The organism is Agrococcus sp. GW821-FHT14H11, from assembly GCF_058803545.1.
Genome location: NZ_JBXAPA010000002.1, coordinates 1 through 15,015, shown reverse-complemented (window position 1 = coordinate 15,015; position 15,015 = coordinate 1). Strand labels below are relative to the sequence as shown.

16 protein-coding genes are annotated in these 15,015 nt (G+C 74.5%); 5 read left to right on the top strand and 11 right to left on the bottom strand.

The genetic code is table 11. From position 1 onward, the window contains the following. Positions 1 to 5 precede the first annotated feature (5 nt). From AC1RNL_RS02150 to AC1RNL_RS02135, 4 genes are all read right to left on the bottom strand, one after another. Positions 6 to 221, bottom strand: a complete 216-nt coding sequence (locus tag AC1RNL_RS02150) for a DUF3618 domain-containing protein (RefSeq protein ID WP_400531022.1) — start codon at positions 219 to 221, stop codon at positions 6 to 8. Then, positions 218 to 673 (bottom strand): phage holin family protein, encoded by a 456-nt coding sequence (locus AC1RNL_RS02145; RefSeq protein WP_146354721.1) that lies wholly within the window; start codon positions 671 to 673, stop codon positions 218 to 220. The genes AC1RNL_RS02150 and AC1RNL_RS02145 overlap by 4 nt, the downstream gene beginning before the upstream one ends. Continuing rightward, on the bottom strand, positions 673 to 954 hold the full coding sequence (locus AC1RNL_RS02140) for a hypothetical protein (protein ID WP_128189881.1): 282 nt from the start codon (positions 952 to 954) through the stop codon (positions 673 to 675). Before AC1RNL_RS02140 ends, AC1RNL_RS02145 begins: the two co-directional genes overlap by 1 nt. A gap of 95 nt (positions 955 to 1,049) precedes the next feature. Then, positions 1,050 to 2,990, bottom strand: coding sequence for a M13 family metallopeptidase (locus AC1RNL_RS02135; RefSeq protein WP_128189882.1), 1,941 nt, complete (start codon positions 2,988 to 2,990; stop codon positions 1,050 to 1,052). A 136-nt stretch (positions 2,991 to 3,126) separates the two neighbouring features. On the opposite strand from AC1RNL_RS02135, the gene AC1RNL_RS02130 reads away from it, so the two are divergent. Further along, positions 3,127 to 4,437, top strand: coding sequence for an MATE family efflux transporter (locus tag AC1RNL_RS02130; protein ID WP_492934503.1), 1,311 nt, complete (start codon positions 3,127 to 3,129; stop codon positions 4,435 to 4,437). A gap of 36 nt (positions 4,438 to 4,473) precedes the next feature. Here the strand turns inward: AC1RNL_RS02130 and AC1RNL_RS02125 are convergent, their stop codons facing one another. Then, positions 4,474 to 5,364 carry an SDR family oxidoreductase gene (locus AC1RNL_RS02125; RefSeq protein ID WP_364193485.1) on the bottom strand — a complete coding sequence of 297 codons (891 nt, stop codon included), beginning with the start codon at positions 5,362 to 5,364 and terminating at the stop codon, positions 4,474 to 4,476. Further along, entirely contained in the window at positions 5,361 to 5,810 is a 450-nt protein-coding gene (locus AC1RNL_RS02120; RefSeq protein WP_364193482.1) for a nuclear transport factor 2 family protein, read from the bottom strand. The genes AC1RNL_RS02125 and AC1RNL_RS02120 overlap by 4 nt, the downstream gene beginning before the upstream one ends. 73 nt (positions 5,811 to 5,883) lie before the next feature. Between AC1RNL_RS02120 and AC1RNL_RS02115 the strand changes: the two genes are divergently transcribed. Continuing rightward, complete coding sequence (locus AC1RNL_RS02115; protein WP_364193480.1) at positions 5,884 to 6,522, top strand: TetR/AcrR family transcriptional regulator; 639 nt, start codon at positions 5,884 to 5,886, stop codon at positions 6,520 to 6,522. 13 nt (positions 6,523 to 6,535) lie between these two features. Here the strand turns inward: AC1RNL_RS02115 and AC1RNL_RS02110 are convergent, their stop codons facing one another. After that, positions 6,536 to 8,173: an efflux permease Rv1217c-related protein gene (locus tag AC1RNL_RS02110; protein WP_364193477.1), complete on the bottom strand. Its 1,638-nt coding sequence runs from the start codon at positions 8,171 to 8,173 to the stop codon at positions 6,536 to 6,538. 7 nt (positions 8,174 to 8,180) lie between these two features. Next, entirely contained in the window at positions 8,181 to 9,221 is a 1,041-nt protein-coding gene (locus AC1RNL_RS02105) for an ABC transporter ATP-binding protein (RefSeq protein ID WP_364193475.1), read from the bottom strand. Positions 9,222 to 9,389: 168 nt separating this feature from the next. Between AC1RNL_RS02105 and AC1RNL_RS02100 the strand changes: the two genes are divergently transcribed. Then, positions 9,390 to 10,577: an MFS transporter gene (locus tag AC1RNL_RS02100; RefSeq protein WP_364193473.1), complete on the top strand. Its 1,188-nt coding sequence runs from the start codon at positions 9,390 to 9,392 to the stop codon at positions 10,575 to 10,577. Continuing rightward, on the top strand, positions 10,574 to 11,269 hold the full coding sequence (gene nucS / locus AC1RNL_RS02095; protein WP_364193470.1) for an endonuclease NucS: 696 nt from the start codon (positions 10,574 to 10,576) through the stop codon (positions 11,267 to 11,269). The genes AC1RNL_RS02100 and nucS overlap by 4 nt, the downstream gene beginning before the upstream one ends. Positions 11,270 to 11,275: 6 nt before the next feature. On the opposite strand, the gene AC1RNL_RS02090 is transcribed toward nucS, so the two are convergent. The 3 genes from AC1RNL_RS02090 to hemB are packed head-to-tail and all read right to left on the bottom strand — an operon-like array spanning position 11,276 to position 14,461. Beyond that, positions 11,276 to 12,130 carry a hypothetical protein gene (locus AC1RNL_RS02090; RefSeq protein ID WP_364193467.1) on the bottom strand — a complete coding sequence of 285 codons (855 nt, stop codon included), beginning with the start codon at positions 12,128 to 12,130 and terminating at the stop codon, positions 11,276 to 11,278. Positions 12,131 to 12,179: 49 nt separating this feature from the next. Further along, positions 12,180 to 13,484, bottom strand: a complete 1,305-nt coding sequence (gene hemL, locus AC1RNL_RS02085; RefSeq protein WP_492934275.1) for a glutamate-1-semialdehyde 2,1-aminomutase — start codon at positions 13,482 to 13,484, stop codon at positions 12,180 to 12,182. Beyond that, complete coding sequence (hemB, locus tag AC1RNL_RS02080; RefSeq protein WP_492934274.1) at positions 13,481 to 14,461, bottom strand: porphobilinogen synthase; 981 nt, start codon at positions 14,459 to 14,461, stop codon at positions 13,481 to 13,483. Before hemB ends, hemL begins: the two co-directional genes overlap by 4 nt. A gap of 52 nt (positions 14,462 to 14,513) precedes the next feature. Here hemB and AC1RNL_RS02075 point away from each other — a divergent pair. Then, positions 14,514 to 15,015, top strand: a 502-nt coding sequence (locus AC1RNL_RS02075) for a CHAD domain-containing protein (RefSeq protein WP_492934273.1), incomplete at its 3' end; no start/stop codon positions are given.

Below are 15,015 nucleotides of genomic sequence, written 5' to 3'. Positions count from 1 at the left end.
GGCCGCTACCTGCGGAAGATCGCGAGCGCGATGCCGCCCACGACGAGCACGGCCACGCCGGCGGCGGCGGCCATCCACGGCGTCGGGTCGTCGTTGTAGGAGTCCTGCGCCTTGCCGATGAGCCGGTTGGCGACCTTCTTCGGGTTGAGGCGGCTCTCGAGCTCGTCGAGGTGGCGGCGCACCTCCTCGCGCTGGCGATCGATGTCGCGCTGCTCGGTCATCGCAGGTCTCCGTTCGCGGTCGGCAGGTCGTCGAGCGGGTCGGTGCCCTCGGCGGCGTGACCGACGCCCTTCACCATGTTGACGTCGTCCTTGATGCTGTCGACGGCCTCGAGGTTGTTGAAGTCCTTGTTCTTCTTGATGAGCGAGAGCCCGGCGAGCGCGAGGATCAGCACCACCACGAGCAGGAACGCCGAGACGATGAGCGCCGAGAGCCACGGGTCGAGCGCCTCGTTGAGGCCCTCGAACGCGGCGATGAGCAGCCACCCGAAGAGGAAGATCGCGAAGAAGCCGGCGCCCGCGAGCAGCCCAGCGCCGACGCCGAGGCCCTTCGTCTTCGCGCCGATCTCGGCCTTCAAGTGCGCGATCTCGGCCTTCGCGAGGTCGACGATCAGCTTCGGCGTCTCGGCGACGAGCTCGCCGAGCGACTTGCGGCTCGGCCCTCCGAACGCCATCAGACGTCCTTCGGGATGTCGAGGTCGCGCGAGTGGCGGCGCTTGCCGACCTTGCCGACCTTGTCCATCGCGTCGCTCGCGGACTCCTTCGCCGACTCGACGAGCTTGGGGCCCTTGGTCTCGACGAAGTGCTGCACCTCGTGCCGCTGCTTCGCGACCGACGGCGAGTTCCACACCTTGTCGGCCGCGCTGGCGATCTGCTCGTACCGCTGACGCCCGGCCTTCGCACCGAGCACGTAGCCCGCACCGAAGCCGATCACGAGAAGCATCCTGCCGCGCATGTTCACTCCTGCCCTTGGGTCGCCAGCGTCGCTGGCCTGGTCCGTGCCCAACGATACCCAGCGCGCGCCCGTGCGCGCTCCCAGGTTCCGCCCGGTCACCAGATGGTGACGCGGGCCTCCGGGTCGAGCCAGAGCGCGTCGCCGGGGCGCACGTCGAAGGCCTCGACGAAGGCGTCGAGGTTCTTCACGACCTGGTTGGTGCGGTGCTCGTTGGGCGAGTGCGGGTCGATCGAGACGAGCCGCACGGCCTCCTCCGGCCGGATCTTCAGCTGCCAGGCGTTCGACCACGAGAGGAAGAAGCGCTGCGCGCCCGTCAGCCCGTCGATGACCGGCGGCTCCTCGCCGCCGAGCGAGGCGATGTAGGCCTTCCAGGCGATGCCGAGCCCGCCGAGGTCGCCGATGTTCTCGCCGATCGTGAGCGCGCCGTTCACCTTGTGGCCCGGCGCCGCGGCCGGCTCGAGCGCGTCGTACTGCGCGATGAGCGAGCCGGTGCGCTCCTCGAACGCCGCCCGGTCGTCGTCGGTCCACCAGTCGACGAGGCGGCCGTCGCCGTCGTACTTCGAGCCCTGGTCGTCGAAGCCGTGCCCGATCTCGTGCCCGATGACCGCGCCGATCGCGCCGAAGTTGGCCGCCGCATCCCGACCCGCGTCGAAGAAGGGCGGCTGCAGGATGGCGGCCGGGAAGACGATCTCGTTGAAGCCGGGGTTGTAGTACGCGTTCACCGTCTGCGGGTTCATGAACCACTCGTCGCGGTCGATCGGCTTGCCGATCTTCGCCAGCTCGCGGTCGTGCTCGAAGCGGGTCGCCGCCTGCACGTTCGTCACGAGGTCGTCGCCGATCTCGAGCGTCGAGTAGTCGCGCCACTGCACCGGGTAGCCGATCTTGGGCGTGAACTTCTCGAGCTTCTCGAGGGCGCGGGCGCGGGTCTGCTCGCTCATCCAGGGCAGCTCGGCCATCGACGCGCGGTAGGCGTCCACGAGGTGCGCGATGAGGTCGTCCATCGCCGCCTTGGCCTCCGCCGGGAAGTGGCGCTCGACGTAGATGCGGCCGACCGCATCGCCCAGCATGCTCTCGACGAGCGAGACGCCGCGCTTCCAGCGCTCGCGCTGCACCGTGGCGCCGGTGAGTGCGGTGCCGTAGAAGGCGAACTGGTCGCGCGAGACCTCGGTGGTGAGGTAGCTCGCGAACGAGCGCAGCACGCCCATGCGCAGCCACGACTTCCACTCCTCGAGGCGCTCCTCGACGAGCATCTCGGCGAGCCCCTCGAGGAAGCTCGGTTGCCGCACGACCGCCTCGTCGAAGGCGCCCTCGGGCGCGTGGATCGCACGCAGGTACGGCTGCAGCCGCGGGTGGTCGACGGCGGGCCGCTGGAGGTTGTAGGTCTTCTCGTCGTCGCGGGAGGCGACGCGGTCCCAGTGGTGCCCGGCGAGCTCGGTCTCGAGCGCGAACACGCACGCGGCCTCGGCGTCGGGGTGCTCGGCGCCCAGGTGGCCGAACATCGTCGTCAGGTGCGCGAGGTACGCCTCGCGGACCTCGGCGAACGCGTCGTCGCGGTAGTACGACTCGTCGGGCATGCCGAGGCCGCCCTGGTTCATCTGCACCAGGTAGCGGCTCGGGTCGCCAGGGTCGGTGTCGACCCAGATGCCGACGAAGCCCGGGCCGCCGATCGACTCGAGGTCGCCCAGCAGCGCGAGCATGCCGTCGATCGAGTCGACCGCGTCGATGCGGTCGATCAGCGGGCGGATCGGCTCGAGCCCCTTGGCATCGGCTGCCTCCTCGTCGAGGAAGGATGCGTAGAGGTCGCCGACCTTGCGGGCGTCGGTGCCCGGCTCGGCCGTCTGCATCTCGATGACGATCTCCTTGACCGCCTCCTCCGCCTCCTCCGCGAGCACCGCGAAGGAGCCCCAGCGGGCCTTGTCGTCGGGGATCTCGGTGCGCTCGAGCCAGCGCTCGTGCACGTGCAGGAACAGGTCGTCCTGGGGGCGGATGCGGTCGCTGAACTCTTCGACAGGCAGGCCGGAGGGCAGGGTCGTCATGGTGTCAGCCTATGCCGGGGCGCACCGCTCGGATGCCCACGCCGGCGCGGGTTGCGCGCGCGTCGCGGGCCCCGCGGGCGGGAGTCGCGCGCCCGCGGGCGCGCGGGGCGCCTCCCGGTAGCGTTGGCGGGTGCGGATGCGGGCGGATGCGCTGGATCGGGAGATCCTGCGGCTCGCCGTCCCGGCGCTCGGGGCCCTCATGGCCGAGCCCGCCTTCCTGCTCGTCGACACCGCCCTCGTCGGGCACCTCGGTGCCGAGCAGCTCGCCGGCGTCGGCATCGGCGTCGCCGTGCTCTCGACCGCCGTCGGCCTGCTCGTCTTCCTCGCCTACGGCACCACGCCGGCGGTCGCGCGCCTGCTCGGCGCCGGCGACCGGCCCGCCGCGATCCGCGCGGGCGTCGATGGCATCTGGCTCGCGATCGTCGCAGGCGCGGCGCTCCTGCTCGCCACCCCGCTCGCGCACCCCGTCGTCGCCCTCTTCGGCGCCGCATCCGCCGTCACCGAGCACGCCGCGGTGTACCTGGGCATCTCGATCCTGGGGCTGCCGGCGATGCTCATCGTGCTCGCGGCGACCGGCCTCATGCGCGGACTGCAGGACACCCGCACGCCGCTCGTCGTCGCGACCGCCGGCTTCGCCGCGAACGCCGCGCTGAACGCGCTGCTCATCTACGGCCTGGGCCTCGGCGTGGCCGGCAGCGCCCTCGGCACGGTGCTCGCGCAGTGGGGCATGGCCGCGTTCCTCCTGCGGTTCGCGGTGCGCGAGGCGCGCAGCGAGGGCGTGCCGCTGCGCCTGCACTGGGGCGACCTCGGCCGCACCGCCACCACCGGCGGCTGGCTCTTCGTGCGCACGCTGTCGCTGCGCGCGGCGCTGCTCGCGACCACGGCGGTCGCGACGCAAGCGGGGACCACGACGCTCGCCGCGACGCAGATCGCCTTCGCGCTCTTCTCGACCCTCGCCTTCGCGCTCGACGCGCTCGCGATCGCGGGGCAGGCGCTGCTCGGCAAGGCGCTCGGCGCGGGCGACGTCGCGCAGGCGCGAGCGGTGACCCGACGCCTGCAGCGGTGGGGCGTGGGGTTCGGGTGCGTCGTGGGCGCGGCGCTCCTGGCCGCGGCCTGGGTGCTCGGCGGCGCCTTCACCTCGGACGCGGCGGTGCTCGAGGCGCTGCCGGTCGCGCTCGTGCTGCTCGCGCTCGCGCAGCCGATCGCGGGCTTCGTGTTCGTGCTCGACGGGGTGCTGATCGGCGCGGGCGACGTGCGCTACCTCGCGTGGACGGGCGTGCTCAACCTCGCCGTCTACCTGCCGCTGCTGCTGCTCGCGCTCGTGCCCGGCTGGAGCGCGCTCGCGGTGATCTGGGCGGCGTTCTCGTTCGGGTACCTGGGCGCCCGTGCCGTGACGCTGGGGCTGCGGGCCCGCTCCGACGCGTGGATGCGCACGGGGCGCGCCTGACGCATCCGTCGCTGCCGACGGCTCGGCCGCCGCGGCTCAGGTCGCGACGGGCCTCGGCCCCGGCGCCCAGCGCATCGTCTCCGGCGAGATCCGGTGCGGCTCGAGCCACGCCGGGACGTCGGCATCGGCGCGGGGCGCAGGCTGCGGCACGTTCATCGCGATCCCCAGCGTGAAGCGCCTCGCGAGGTCCGGGCGGAGCGGCGCCAGGGCGCCGGCGATGGCCCGCACGAGCGGCACGGGCAGGTGCCGCGGTGCGCCGTGCCAGCCGTTGGCCGCCTGCACGAGCTCGGCGAGCCGGGAGGGGCTCAGCGCATCCGGGCCGCACACCTCGAGGATGCGGCCGCGGAGCGTCTCGTCCACCGCGGCGCGCGCGACGACCTCGGCGACGTCGCGGACGTCGACGAAGCGATGGAGGGCCGAGCCGGCACCGATGAGCCCCGGGCGGCCCGAGCGGCCGGCGGACAGGGTCAGGATCATGGCCCAGGTCTGCGCGAACGCGGCGGCGCGCACGATGGTCCACGGCACGCCGCTGTCCCGGACGATCTGCTCCGCGGCCCACTTCGTGCGCGCGAGCGGCTGCGCGGCGTCGGGCGCCGCCCCGACCGCCGAGACGAGCACGATCGCGCACCCGTGCCGGATCGCGGCGGCGACGACGGCCTTCGCGCCCAGGACGTCGACCGACTCCAGCCCGTCGCGCTCCCGGCTCTCCACGCCGTGGGACGCGACCACGATGCATGCGGCGCCCGCGGCGGCCGCGGCCAGCGCCTCCGGGTCGCGGACGTCGCCGTCGACGAGACCGACGCGGCCGTCGAGCGGGGGCTCCGCGGTCGAGGCGTGCCGCGCGAGCACGCGCACCTCGTGCCGCGGGACGAGCGCGTCGGCGACGAGGCGGCCGAGGCGGCCGGTGCCGCCCACCAGGAGGATCATCGCCCCGGCTCCGAGACGAGGTCGAGCACTGCCGCGTCCGCGTCGATCCCGTCGCGGACGACCGGCGCCAGGTAGAAGGTGCCCGCTGCGATGAGCCCTCCCGCGACGCGGAAGAGCATCACCCCGCGCAGCGCCTGCTCGCGCCCGTCGGCCAGGCGCCCGCGGATCGCGATCTCGGCCCAGACCGTCGAGCCGTCGGCGACCAGCCGGCGCTCCTCGAGCGCGAGGCCGTCCATCGAGGCGAGGAGGTGCGACCAGTTGCGCCGCACCTGCTCGCGACCGCGGAAGCTCCGGTCGGGCCGGACCGGATCCTCGAGCGCGTAGTCGGGCGCGAAGTGCGCCACGATGCCCTCCAGGTCGTGGGCGCCGACCGCGCGGTGCAGGCTCCGCACGACATCCGCCGCCGAGGCCGTCGAGCCCATCGGGCCCGGATCCTCCTGTGCCATCGCTCCACCCTCCGTCACGCACGCTCCGAAGATTCGGTACAGTGCTGTGTATCTGATTCGGAGGATCCTCGTGGTGGAGCAGCCTGTCAAGAGGCGCTACGACGCGGCGCGTCGGCGGGACCGCGCCGAGGCGCGTCGGCGCGAGGTCGTCGAGGCGGCGCGCCGGCTCTTCGCCGCGCAGGGCTTCGCGCGGACGACGGTCGGTGCCGTGGCCGACGCCGCCGGCGTCTCCCCCGAGACCGTCTACAAGTCGTTCGGCGGCAAGGGCGGCCTCGTGCGCTCGATCTGGGAGGGCGCGCTCGCGGGAGGCGGACCCGAGCACGCCGAGCACCGGGCGGACGCGATCGCGGCCTCCGCGCCCGGCGGGGAGGCGATCGTCGAGGGGTGGCTGCGGCTCGCGCTCGAGGTCGCACCGCGGGCGAGCGCCGTCCTCGCGCTCGTGCGCTCGGCCGCCGAGGTCGACGAGGAGGCCCGGGCGCTGCTCGACGAGATCGAGCGGGGTCGCTCCGCGCGGATGCTGCACAACGCCCGCGCCCTGGCGGACGGCGGCCACCTGCGGCCCGACCTGAGCGTCGAGGCGGCCAGGGACCTGCTGCTCGTCTTCTCGGGCGACATCTACGACCGGCTCGTGCTGCGCGCCGGCTGGGACGCCGAGGCCTACGTCGCGACGATGACGCGCATGATGTCGGCCGCGCTCCTGCGCCAGGCGTAGCCGCCCGACGCGCTCAGACCAGGGCGTCGCGGGCGCGGAAGCGCGCGGCGGCCGCGGCGAGCAGCGCCGCCGCGATCGCGAGCAGCCACCACGAGCCCGTCCAGTCCGGGTCGTCGGCGAGCGGGTTCGCGAGCCAGTGGAAGGGGCTGAGGTTCTCGAGCCACTCCCACGCCTCGCCGAGCAGCGGCGCGAAGTCGCCGACCAGCAGCAGCCCGATGAGCAGCACCCAGCCGAGCCACGCGACCGTCGACGGCAGGAACGCCACGAGGGCCGCGCCGACCGCGAGGTAGACCGCGACGAGCGGCAGGTGCGTGAGCGCGATCCGCCACAGCTGCTCCCAGCGCTCCTCGCCCCCGGCGGCGAGGGATGCGCCGGTCACGACGGTGAAGGCCGCCAGCACCGCGAGGGACGCGAGGGCGCCGAGCAGCAGGTGGCTGCCGAGCCACCCGGTGCGGCGCACGGTCGTCGCGAGCACGAGCTCGCCGTGCGCCTGCTCCTCGTGCCGCAGCCGCAGCACCGCCTGCATGCCCGCCGCGCTCGCCACCACGCCGATGACGCCCGCGAGCGCCGTGAGGAACAGGCCCTCGGTGTCGCCGCCGCCCTCGGCGCCGAGCGTCTCGACGATCCTGCCGAGCGCCGGGTTCTCGGCGAGCGCCTCCGAGATCACCGGCGCGAGGCGCCCGGCGATCGCGCCGATCACCGCGCCGACGACGAGCCACGCGAGCGACGCGGCGCGCTGCAGCCGGCCGGTGAGGCCGAGCGGCGCACCGCCGGGGTGCCAGCCGAGCAGCGCGGTGCCGGCGCCGCGGCGGCGGCGCTCCGCCAGCAGCGAGCGGCCGAGCTCGCGCCGCGCCTCGAGCGCCACCACGAGCGCGCCGAGCAGGAGCGCGGCGGGCACGAAGAGCAGCAGCGGCGTGCCGTCGGGCTCCCACGGCTCGTCCGCGAAGGGGTGCGCCTGGGCGCCCCAGCCGATCGGCGAGAGCCAGATCGGCCACGCCGACTCGACCCGCGTGAGGTCGGCGCTCGGCTCGCCGAGCGCATCCCCGATGCCGCGCACGAAGAACCACAGCCCCACGACGATCGACGCGGCGCCGTTCGCGGCGCGCGAGGTGGGGAAGACCTGTCCGGCGAGCAGCCCGACGAGCATCGCGACGACGCCGACGCCCGCGAGCGCCGCCGCCATGAGCGCCGAGCCGAGCGCGTCGAGCCCGAGCGCGAGCGAGGCCGCGAGCGTGACGCCGCACACGACCGCGAGCTCGATGGCTCCGGCGAGCAGCGTCGACACGAGCGGCGCCCAGCGGCCGACCGCCGTGCCGCGCACGAGCTCGGCGCGGCCGGCGTCCTCGTCGCCGCGCGAGTGGCGCACCGCGAAGAAGGTCATCATGAACGCGACCATCACGGCGAGGTAGGCGAAGGTCGAGACGAACATCACCGCGCCGAGGCCCGTGCCGGCGGGCGCGCCGCGCAGCAGCAGGAGGCCCGGCTGCGCCGCCAGCAGCGCGACGAGCCCGCGGCGCGACTCCTCGTCGAAGGCGGCGCCGAGCCCGCCGAGCACGGCCGACCACATGCCGGCGACCGCGAGCACCCACAGCACGACGTGCAGCCGGTCGCGACGCAGCGCCGCGACGAGCAGCAGGCCGGTGCCGGTCATCGCCGGCTCACCTCGCGTGCCGGCCGTGGACGTCGTCGACGTCGGCCGACGACGGCGCGACCGCCGGCGCATCCGCCGCCTCCGACCCATCGGGATCAGGCCCCTCTGCCAGGCCCGTCTCGTCGGCGTGCCGCTGGCCCTTCGCGCGCTCGGCCCGCGCCGAGTCGACGCGCGCCTCGTCGCCGTAGTGGCGCAGGAACAGCTCCTCGAGGCTCGGCGGCGTCAGCGTGACGGCCTGCGCCCCGCGGTCGCCGAGCCAGCGCAGCACCGCCGGCATGTGCTCGGCGGCGACGGAGGCGCGCACGTGCTCGCCGTCGACCGAGACGTCGGCGAGCGGCAGTCCCTGCGGCGCCGGGCCGCGGTAGGCGACGACGGTGTGGTGCAGGTGGCGCAGCTGCTCGAGCGTGCCGGCCTCGACGATGCGCCCGTCGCGGATGATCGAGACGGTCGAGCAGAGCCGCTCGACCTCGCTGAGGATGTGGCTCGACAGCAGCACCGTCGCGCCGCGGTCGGCGACGCGGCGGATCTCGGCCTGGAAGACGCTCTCCATCAGCGGGTCGAGCCCGCTCGTCGGCTCGTCGAGGATGTAGAGGTCGGCCTCGCTCGCGAACGCGGCGATGAGCGCGACCTTCTGCCGGTTGCCCTTCGAGTAGGTCTTCGAGCGGCGGCGCGGGTCGAGGTCGAACGCCTCGATGAGGCGGGCACGGTCGGATGCGGGGGCCCGGTAGCCGCGCAGGCGCGTGATCGTGTCGATCGCCTCGCCGCCGGTGAGGCCGGGCCAGAGGGTCACGTCGCCGGGCACGTACGCCGCGCGGCGGTGGATCGCGACCGCGTCGCGCCACGGATCCATGCCGAACACGCGCGCCTCGCCGCCGGAGGCCCGCAGCATCCCGAGCAGCACCCGGATGGTGGTCGACTTGCCGGCGCCGTTGGGGCCGAGGAAGCCGCGCACCGCACCCTGCTCGACCGCGAGGTCGAGCCCGTCGAGCGCCTGCACGCGCACGAACCGCTTGTCGAGACCGCTCGTCTCGATGACCCGATCCGCCATGGCGCTGACGCTACTCCTGCGCGGGCCCCGCACAACGCAAGCCGTTCCGCCCGATCGCGCGGCGGATCGGGGGCGGGCCGCCGGAGCGGCGCGGAAGCGGCGCGCGGGGCTTGCGTCGTGCGCGGCGGCCCGACGCGGCCCGGCTCCCCGGCACGGCAGAATGGATCGGTGCACTCCCTCACCGCCTGGCGCAACGCCGTGTTCGCGACGTTCTTCGCGATGGGCCTCGGCTACGCCAGCTGGATGGCGCGCGTGCCGCACGTGCGCGACGTGCTCGACATCTCGACCGGCGAGATGGGCATGATCCTGCTCGGCATCTCCATCGGCTCGGTCACGGGCCTGCTGCTGGCGAGCCACATCATCCACGCCGTGGGCACGCGGCTCGTGGTGTCGTTCGGCATGATCGCGGTCTCGGGCGGCCTCGCGCTCGCCGGATGGGCCGCCGACGCCGGGCAGGCGTGGCTCGTGATCGCCGGGTTCATCGTGGGCGGCAGCCTCACCGGCGTCACCGACGTGGCGATGAACATCTCGGGCGCCGCCAACGAGCGGCGGCTGGGGAAGCCCATCATGCCGCTCTTCCACGCCTCCTTCTCGTTCGGCACCGTCGCCGGCGCGGGTCTCGGCGGCCTGTGCGAGCTCCTCGGCATCGGGCTCGGCTGGCAGGCGACCTCGATCGCCGTGCTGACGATCGCGCTCGGCTTCGTCGTCCACCGGCACCTGCCCGCCGACACGGTCGAGGAGCACGAGGAGCCGGTGACGCTGCGCGAGCGGCTCGCGGTCTGGAAGGATCCGCGCACGCTGCTGCTGGGCCTGCTCGTGCTCGGCATGTCGCTCACCGAGGGCAGCGCCAACGACTGGCTCGCGCTCGTGATGGTCGACGGCCACGGCTTCTCGAAGGAGGGCGGCGCGTTCATGCTCGCGCTGTTCCTCACCGCCATGACGGGCGGCCGCCTGCTGGGCGTCGGCATGCTGGCGCGCTTCGGCCGCGTGCCGGTGCTGCGCGCGACCGCCGCGTGCGCCGCCGCGGGTCTCCTGCTCGTGATCTTCGCCGACGCCTCCTGGCTCGTCGTCGCCGGCGTGCTGCTGTGGGGCTTCGGCGCGAGCCTCGGCTTCCCCGTCGGCATGAGCGCCGCCGCCGACGAGCCGCGCATGGCCGCCGCGCGCGTCGGCACGGTCTCGGCGATCGGCTACATCGCCTTCCTCGCCGGCCCGCCGCTGCTGGGCCTGCTCGGCGACCTCGTGGGGCTGCGGAACGCCCTGCTCGCCGTGCTCGTCTTCGTGCTGCTCTCGCTCGTCACCAGCCATGTCGCGCGCGAGCGCGTCTCGCCCGCCACGCCGCAGGAGGTCGCCTCATGAGGCTCGTCGTCGCCCACTGCTCCGTCGACTACGCCGGCCGCCTGTCGGCGCACCTGCCGCTCGCGCCGCGCGTGCTCATGCTCAAGGCCGACGGCTCGATCCTCGTGCACTCCGACGGCGGCTCGTACAAGCCGCTCAACTGGATGAGCCCGCCCGCCGTCTTCAGCGCATCCGAGCCCGACGACGACCAGCGGGCCGCGGGCATCACCGAGGTGTGGACGGTCACGCACCGCAAGACGGGCGACTCGCTCATCGTCTCGGTGCACGAGGTGCTCGCCGACTCGAGCCACGAGCTCGGCGTCGACCCGGGGCTCGTGAAGGACGGCGTCGAGGCGCACCTGCAGGTGCTGCTCGCCGAGCAGATCGAGCGCCTCGGCGACGGTTGGGAGCTGTGGCGGCGCGAGTACATGACGCCCATCGGCCCGGTCGACATCCTGGCGAAGGATGCGACGGGCACGACCGTGGCGGTCGAGATCAAGCGGCGGGGCGAGATCGACGGCGTCGAGCAGCTCACCCGCTACCTGGAGCTGCTGAACCGCGACCCGCGCATCGCGCCCGTGACGGGCGTCTTCGCCGCCCAGGAGATCAAGCCGCAGGCGCGCACGCTCGCCGAGGACCGCGGCATCCGCTGCGTCGTGCTCGACTACGACGACATGCGCGGCATCGACTCGGGCCACGCGCGGCTGTTCTGAGGCCGGTCAGTCGCCCCGCGGCGGCCACCCTTCCTCCTCGGCGTCGGTGAAGTCGCTCGTGTCGAGCGACCGCGGGTCGATGCGCACGTCGAGCGGCAGCGGCACCTCGTCGTCGGCCGCCTCGCCCGGCGCCTCGCCGCCCGGCACCGCCTCGCCCGGCGCCGCGTCGTCGGCCGCGCCGCCGCTGAACGGCGGGATGCGCTCCTGCCACGCTGCGCTCCGGTCGGGCAGCGCGTCCTCGCGCGACGCGTACGGCTCGACGTGGTCGGGGGCGGGGGCGGATGCGGCGGGCAGGTCGTGCTCGCGGGCCGCGTAGGGCTCGACGCGGTCGGGCATTGCCGCACCGCCGGCCGGCAGCGCGTCCTCGCGCGAGGCGTACGGCTCGACGTGGTCGGGCGTCGGCGCCGACGGCGGCGGCAGCTCGTCCTCGTGCGACGAGTAGGGCTGCACCCGGTCGCGCCACGTGCCGGGCGCCGAGGGCGCGCCGCCGAAGTCCTCGTCGACGAACGGCGATGCGGCGTCGGTGCCGCTCGGCTGCGGGCCGGCGGCTCCCTGGGTCGGTGCTGGATCGGACATCGTGACCTCCCATCTCCCGCGCGGCGGGCTGCTGAAGCTGACGGCGAAGGGGTGCTCGGCGGGCGCGGCGGGCTCGGGGCGCGCGAGCGCGACGCCCTCGGCGTCGGCGCGGGTGCCGCAGATCGGGCACTGGAGCGCGGCCACGCGACCGGCGTCGTCGACGTCGACGACGCATCCGCCGATCACCACGTCACCGGCTTCGAGCACGTCGGGGATGGTGCCGTACCCCCACACGATCTCGCGCATGGGGGTGCCGCACTCGGGGCACGCCAGCGTCGTCGCCATGCCGCAACGGTAGTCCCGGCGAGCGCCGGAGGCTAGGTGCTTCGGGCCTTCAGGCGCCCTTGGCGGCGGCCGCCGCGCGGGCAGCCGCGGGCAGCGCCTCGACGATGCGGCCGAGCGGCTCGTCGCCGTGCGCCGCGGTCACGAACCACGCCTCGAAGACGCTCGGCGGCAGGCTCACGCCCGCGTCGAGCATCGCGTGGAAGAACGGCGGGTAGCGGAAGGCGTCCTGCGCGCGCACCTCGTCGAAGTCGCGCGGCGCGCCCTCGCGGAAGGCCACCGAGAAGAGGCTGCCGACGCGGGTGATCGCGTGGGCGACGCCCTCGGCCGTCAGCGCGTCGGCGAGCGCGGCCGTGATGACGTCGGCCGCCGCGTCGAGGCGGCGGTACACCTCGTCGGTCGCGAGACGCAGCGTCGTGAGGCCCGCCGCGACGGCGACGGGGTTCCCGGACAGGGTGCCCGCCTGGTAGACGGGCCCGAGCGGCGCGAGCAGCTCCATGAGGTCGCGCCGGCCGCCGAGCGCCGCGAGCGGCATGCCGCCGCCGATCACCTTGCCGAAGGTGATGAGGTCGGGCGCCTCGTCGCCGACCCACTGCTCGAGGCCCCACATGCCTGCGCGGTGCACGCGGAAGCCGGTGAGCACCTCGTCGCTGATGAGCAGCGCGCCGTGCGCGTGCGCGGTGCGGGCGAGGAAGCCGTTGAAGTCGCCGTCGGGCGCGACGACGCCCATGTTGGCGGCGGCCGCCTCGACGATGATCGCGGCGATCTGGTCGCCGCGCTCGGCGAAGAGCCGCTCGATCGCCTCGCGGTCGTTGTACGGCACGACGACGGTCGTCGCGGCGACCGACGCCGGGATGCCGGCCGAGCCGGGCATGGCGAGCGTCGCGAGGCCGGAGCCGGCGGCCACGAGGAGGCCGTCGGAGTGGCCGTGGTAGTGGCCGTCGAACTTCACGAGCAGGTCGCGGCCGGTCGCGCCGCGGGCGAGGCGGATGGCCGTCATGGTCGCCTCGGTGCCGGTCGAGACGAGCCGCAGCCGCTCGACGGGGCCGACGCGGCGCTCGACCTCCTCGGCGAGCAGCGCCTCCGCGGGCGTCGAGGCGCCGAACGAGAGGCCGTGGGCGGCGGCGTCCTGCACGGCCTCCACCACCTCGGGGTGGGCGTGGCCGAGGATGGCCGGGCCCCAGCTCGCGACCAGGTCGACGAGGTCGCGACCCTCGGCATCCGTCACGTGGGCGCCGTGCGCCCGCACGAGGAAGGCGGGCGTGCCGCCGACGGAGCCGAAGGCGCGGACCGGGCTGTTGACGCCGCCCGGGATCGCGAGCTTGGCGCGCTCGAAGAGCTCGGCGTTGGTGCTCATCGCATGGCCCCCAGCCACTCGGCCTGCTCGATCGCCCAGTAGGTGAGCACCACGTCGGCGCCTGCGCGCACGATGCTCGTGAGGCTCTCGGCGATGAGGCGGTCGCGGTCGATCCAGCCGTTCGCGGCGGCGGCCTCGACCATCGCGTACTCGCCCGACACCTGGTAGGCCCACACGGGCACGTCGGATGCGGCGGCCACGTCGGCGAGCACGTCGAGGTAGAGGGAGGCCGGCTTCACCATCACGATGTCGGCGCCCTCGGCGAGGTCGAGCAGCGCCTCGCGGAGCCCCTCGCGGCGGTTCGCCGGATCCTGCTGATAGGTCTTGCGATCGCCCTGCAGGCTCGAGTCGACGGCCTCGCGGAACGGCCCGTAGAGGGCGGAGGCGTACTTCGCGCTGTAGGCGAGGATCGCCGTCTGCTGGTGGCCGGCCACGTCGAGCGCCTCGCGCACGCGCTCGACCTGGCCGTCCATCATGCCGCTGAGCCCGAGGATCTGGGAGCCGGCGGCAGCCTGGGCGACCGCCATGTCGGCGTAGCGCTCGAGCGTCGCGTCGTTGTCGACCGCGCCGTCGGCGGCGAGCACGCCGCAGTGGCCGTGGTCGGTGAACTCGTCGAGGCAGAGGTCGGTCTGCACGACCGTCGCGTCGCCGAACCGCTCGGCGAGGAAGCGCGTCGCGGCGTTGAGGATGCCGTCGGGGTCGGTCGCGCCCGAGCCCTCGGCGTCCTTGTGCTCGGGCACGCCGAAGAGCATGACGCCGCCGACGCCGGCGGCGATCGCGCGCTCGACCTCGCGCGCGGCGGAGTCGAGCGTGTGCTGCACCTGGCCGGGCATCGACGAGATGGGCCTCGGCTCGCTCAGCCCTTCGGCGACGAACATCGGCAGCACCAGCTGCGCGGGGTGGATGCGGGTCTCGGCCACGAGGCGGCGCATGGGAGCGCTCTGCCGCAGCCTGCGGGGGCGGAGGGTGGGAGCCATGTCCCCCCAGGATACTCGCGACCGCTCGCGAGAGCTGCGACAGGCTGGGCGCATGGGCGACGCGAAGCATGCGGCAGGCACTGCCGGCGATGTCGTGCTGCCGTACCTGGCGGCGCAGGCTGAGGCGGCCCGCGGGCAGCTGCCCGGCGCGCTCCGCGGCGACCACGACGCCGTGCACGAGCTGCGGGTGGCGCTGCGGCGATCGCGGGCGACGCTGCAGGCGTTCCGGTCGGTCCTGGTGCGCGAGCAGACGGACGCGCTCGTCGAGGAGCTGCGCTGGCTCGGTCGCGAGCTCGGCGAGCTGCGCGACCTGCAGGTGCAGGAGGCGCGCATCGAGGCCGCGATCGAGGGGCTGGACGGCTCGGTGCCCTGCCCGAGCGGCGAGATCGGCGAGTGGTTCGCCGCCGCCGCGGCGGAGGCGGCGCGGCGCGCGACCGCAGCGCTCGAGAGCACGCGCGCTCGCTCGGTCCTCGCGGCCGTGGAGGCGCTGCCGGCCCACCCGCCGCGCACCGCCTGTCTCTTCTCCACATCTGACGCCGCCGACGAGCTGACGT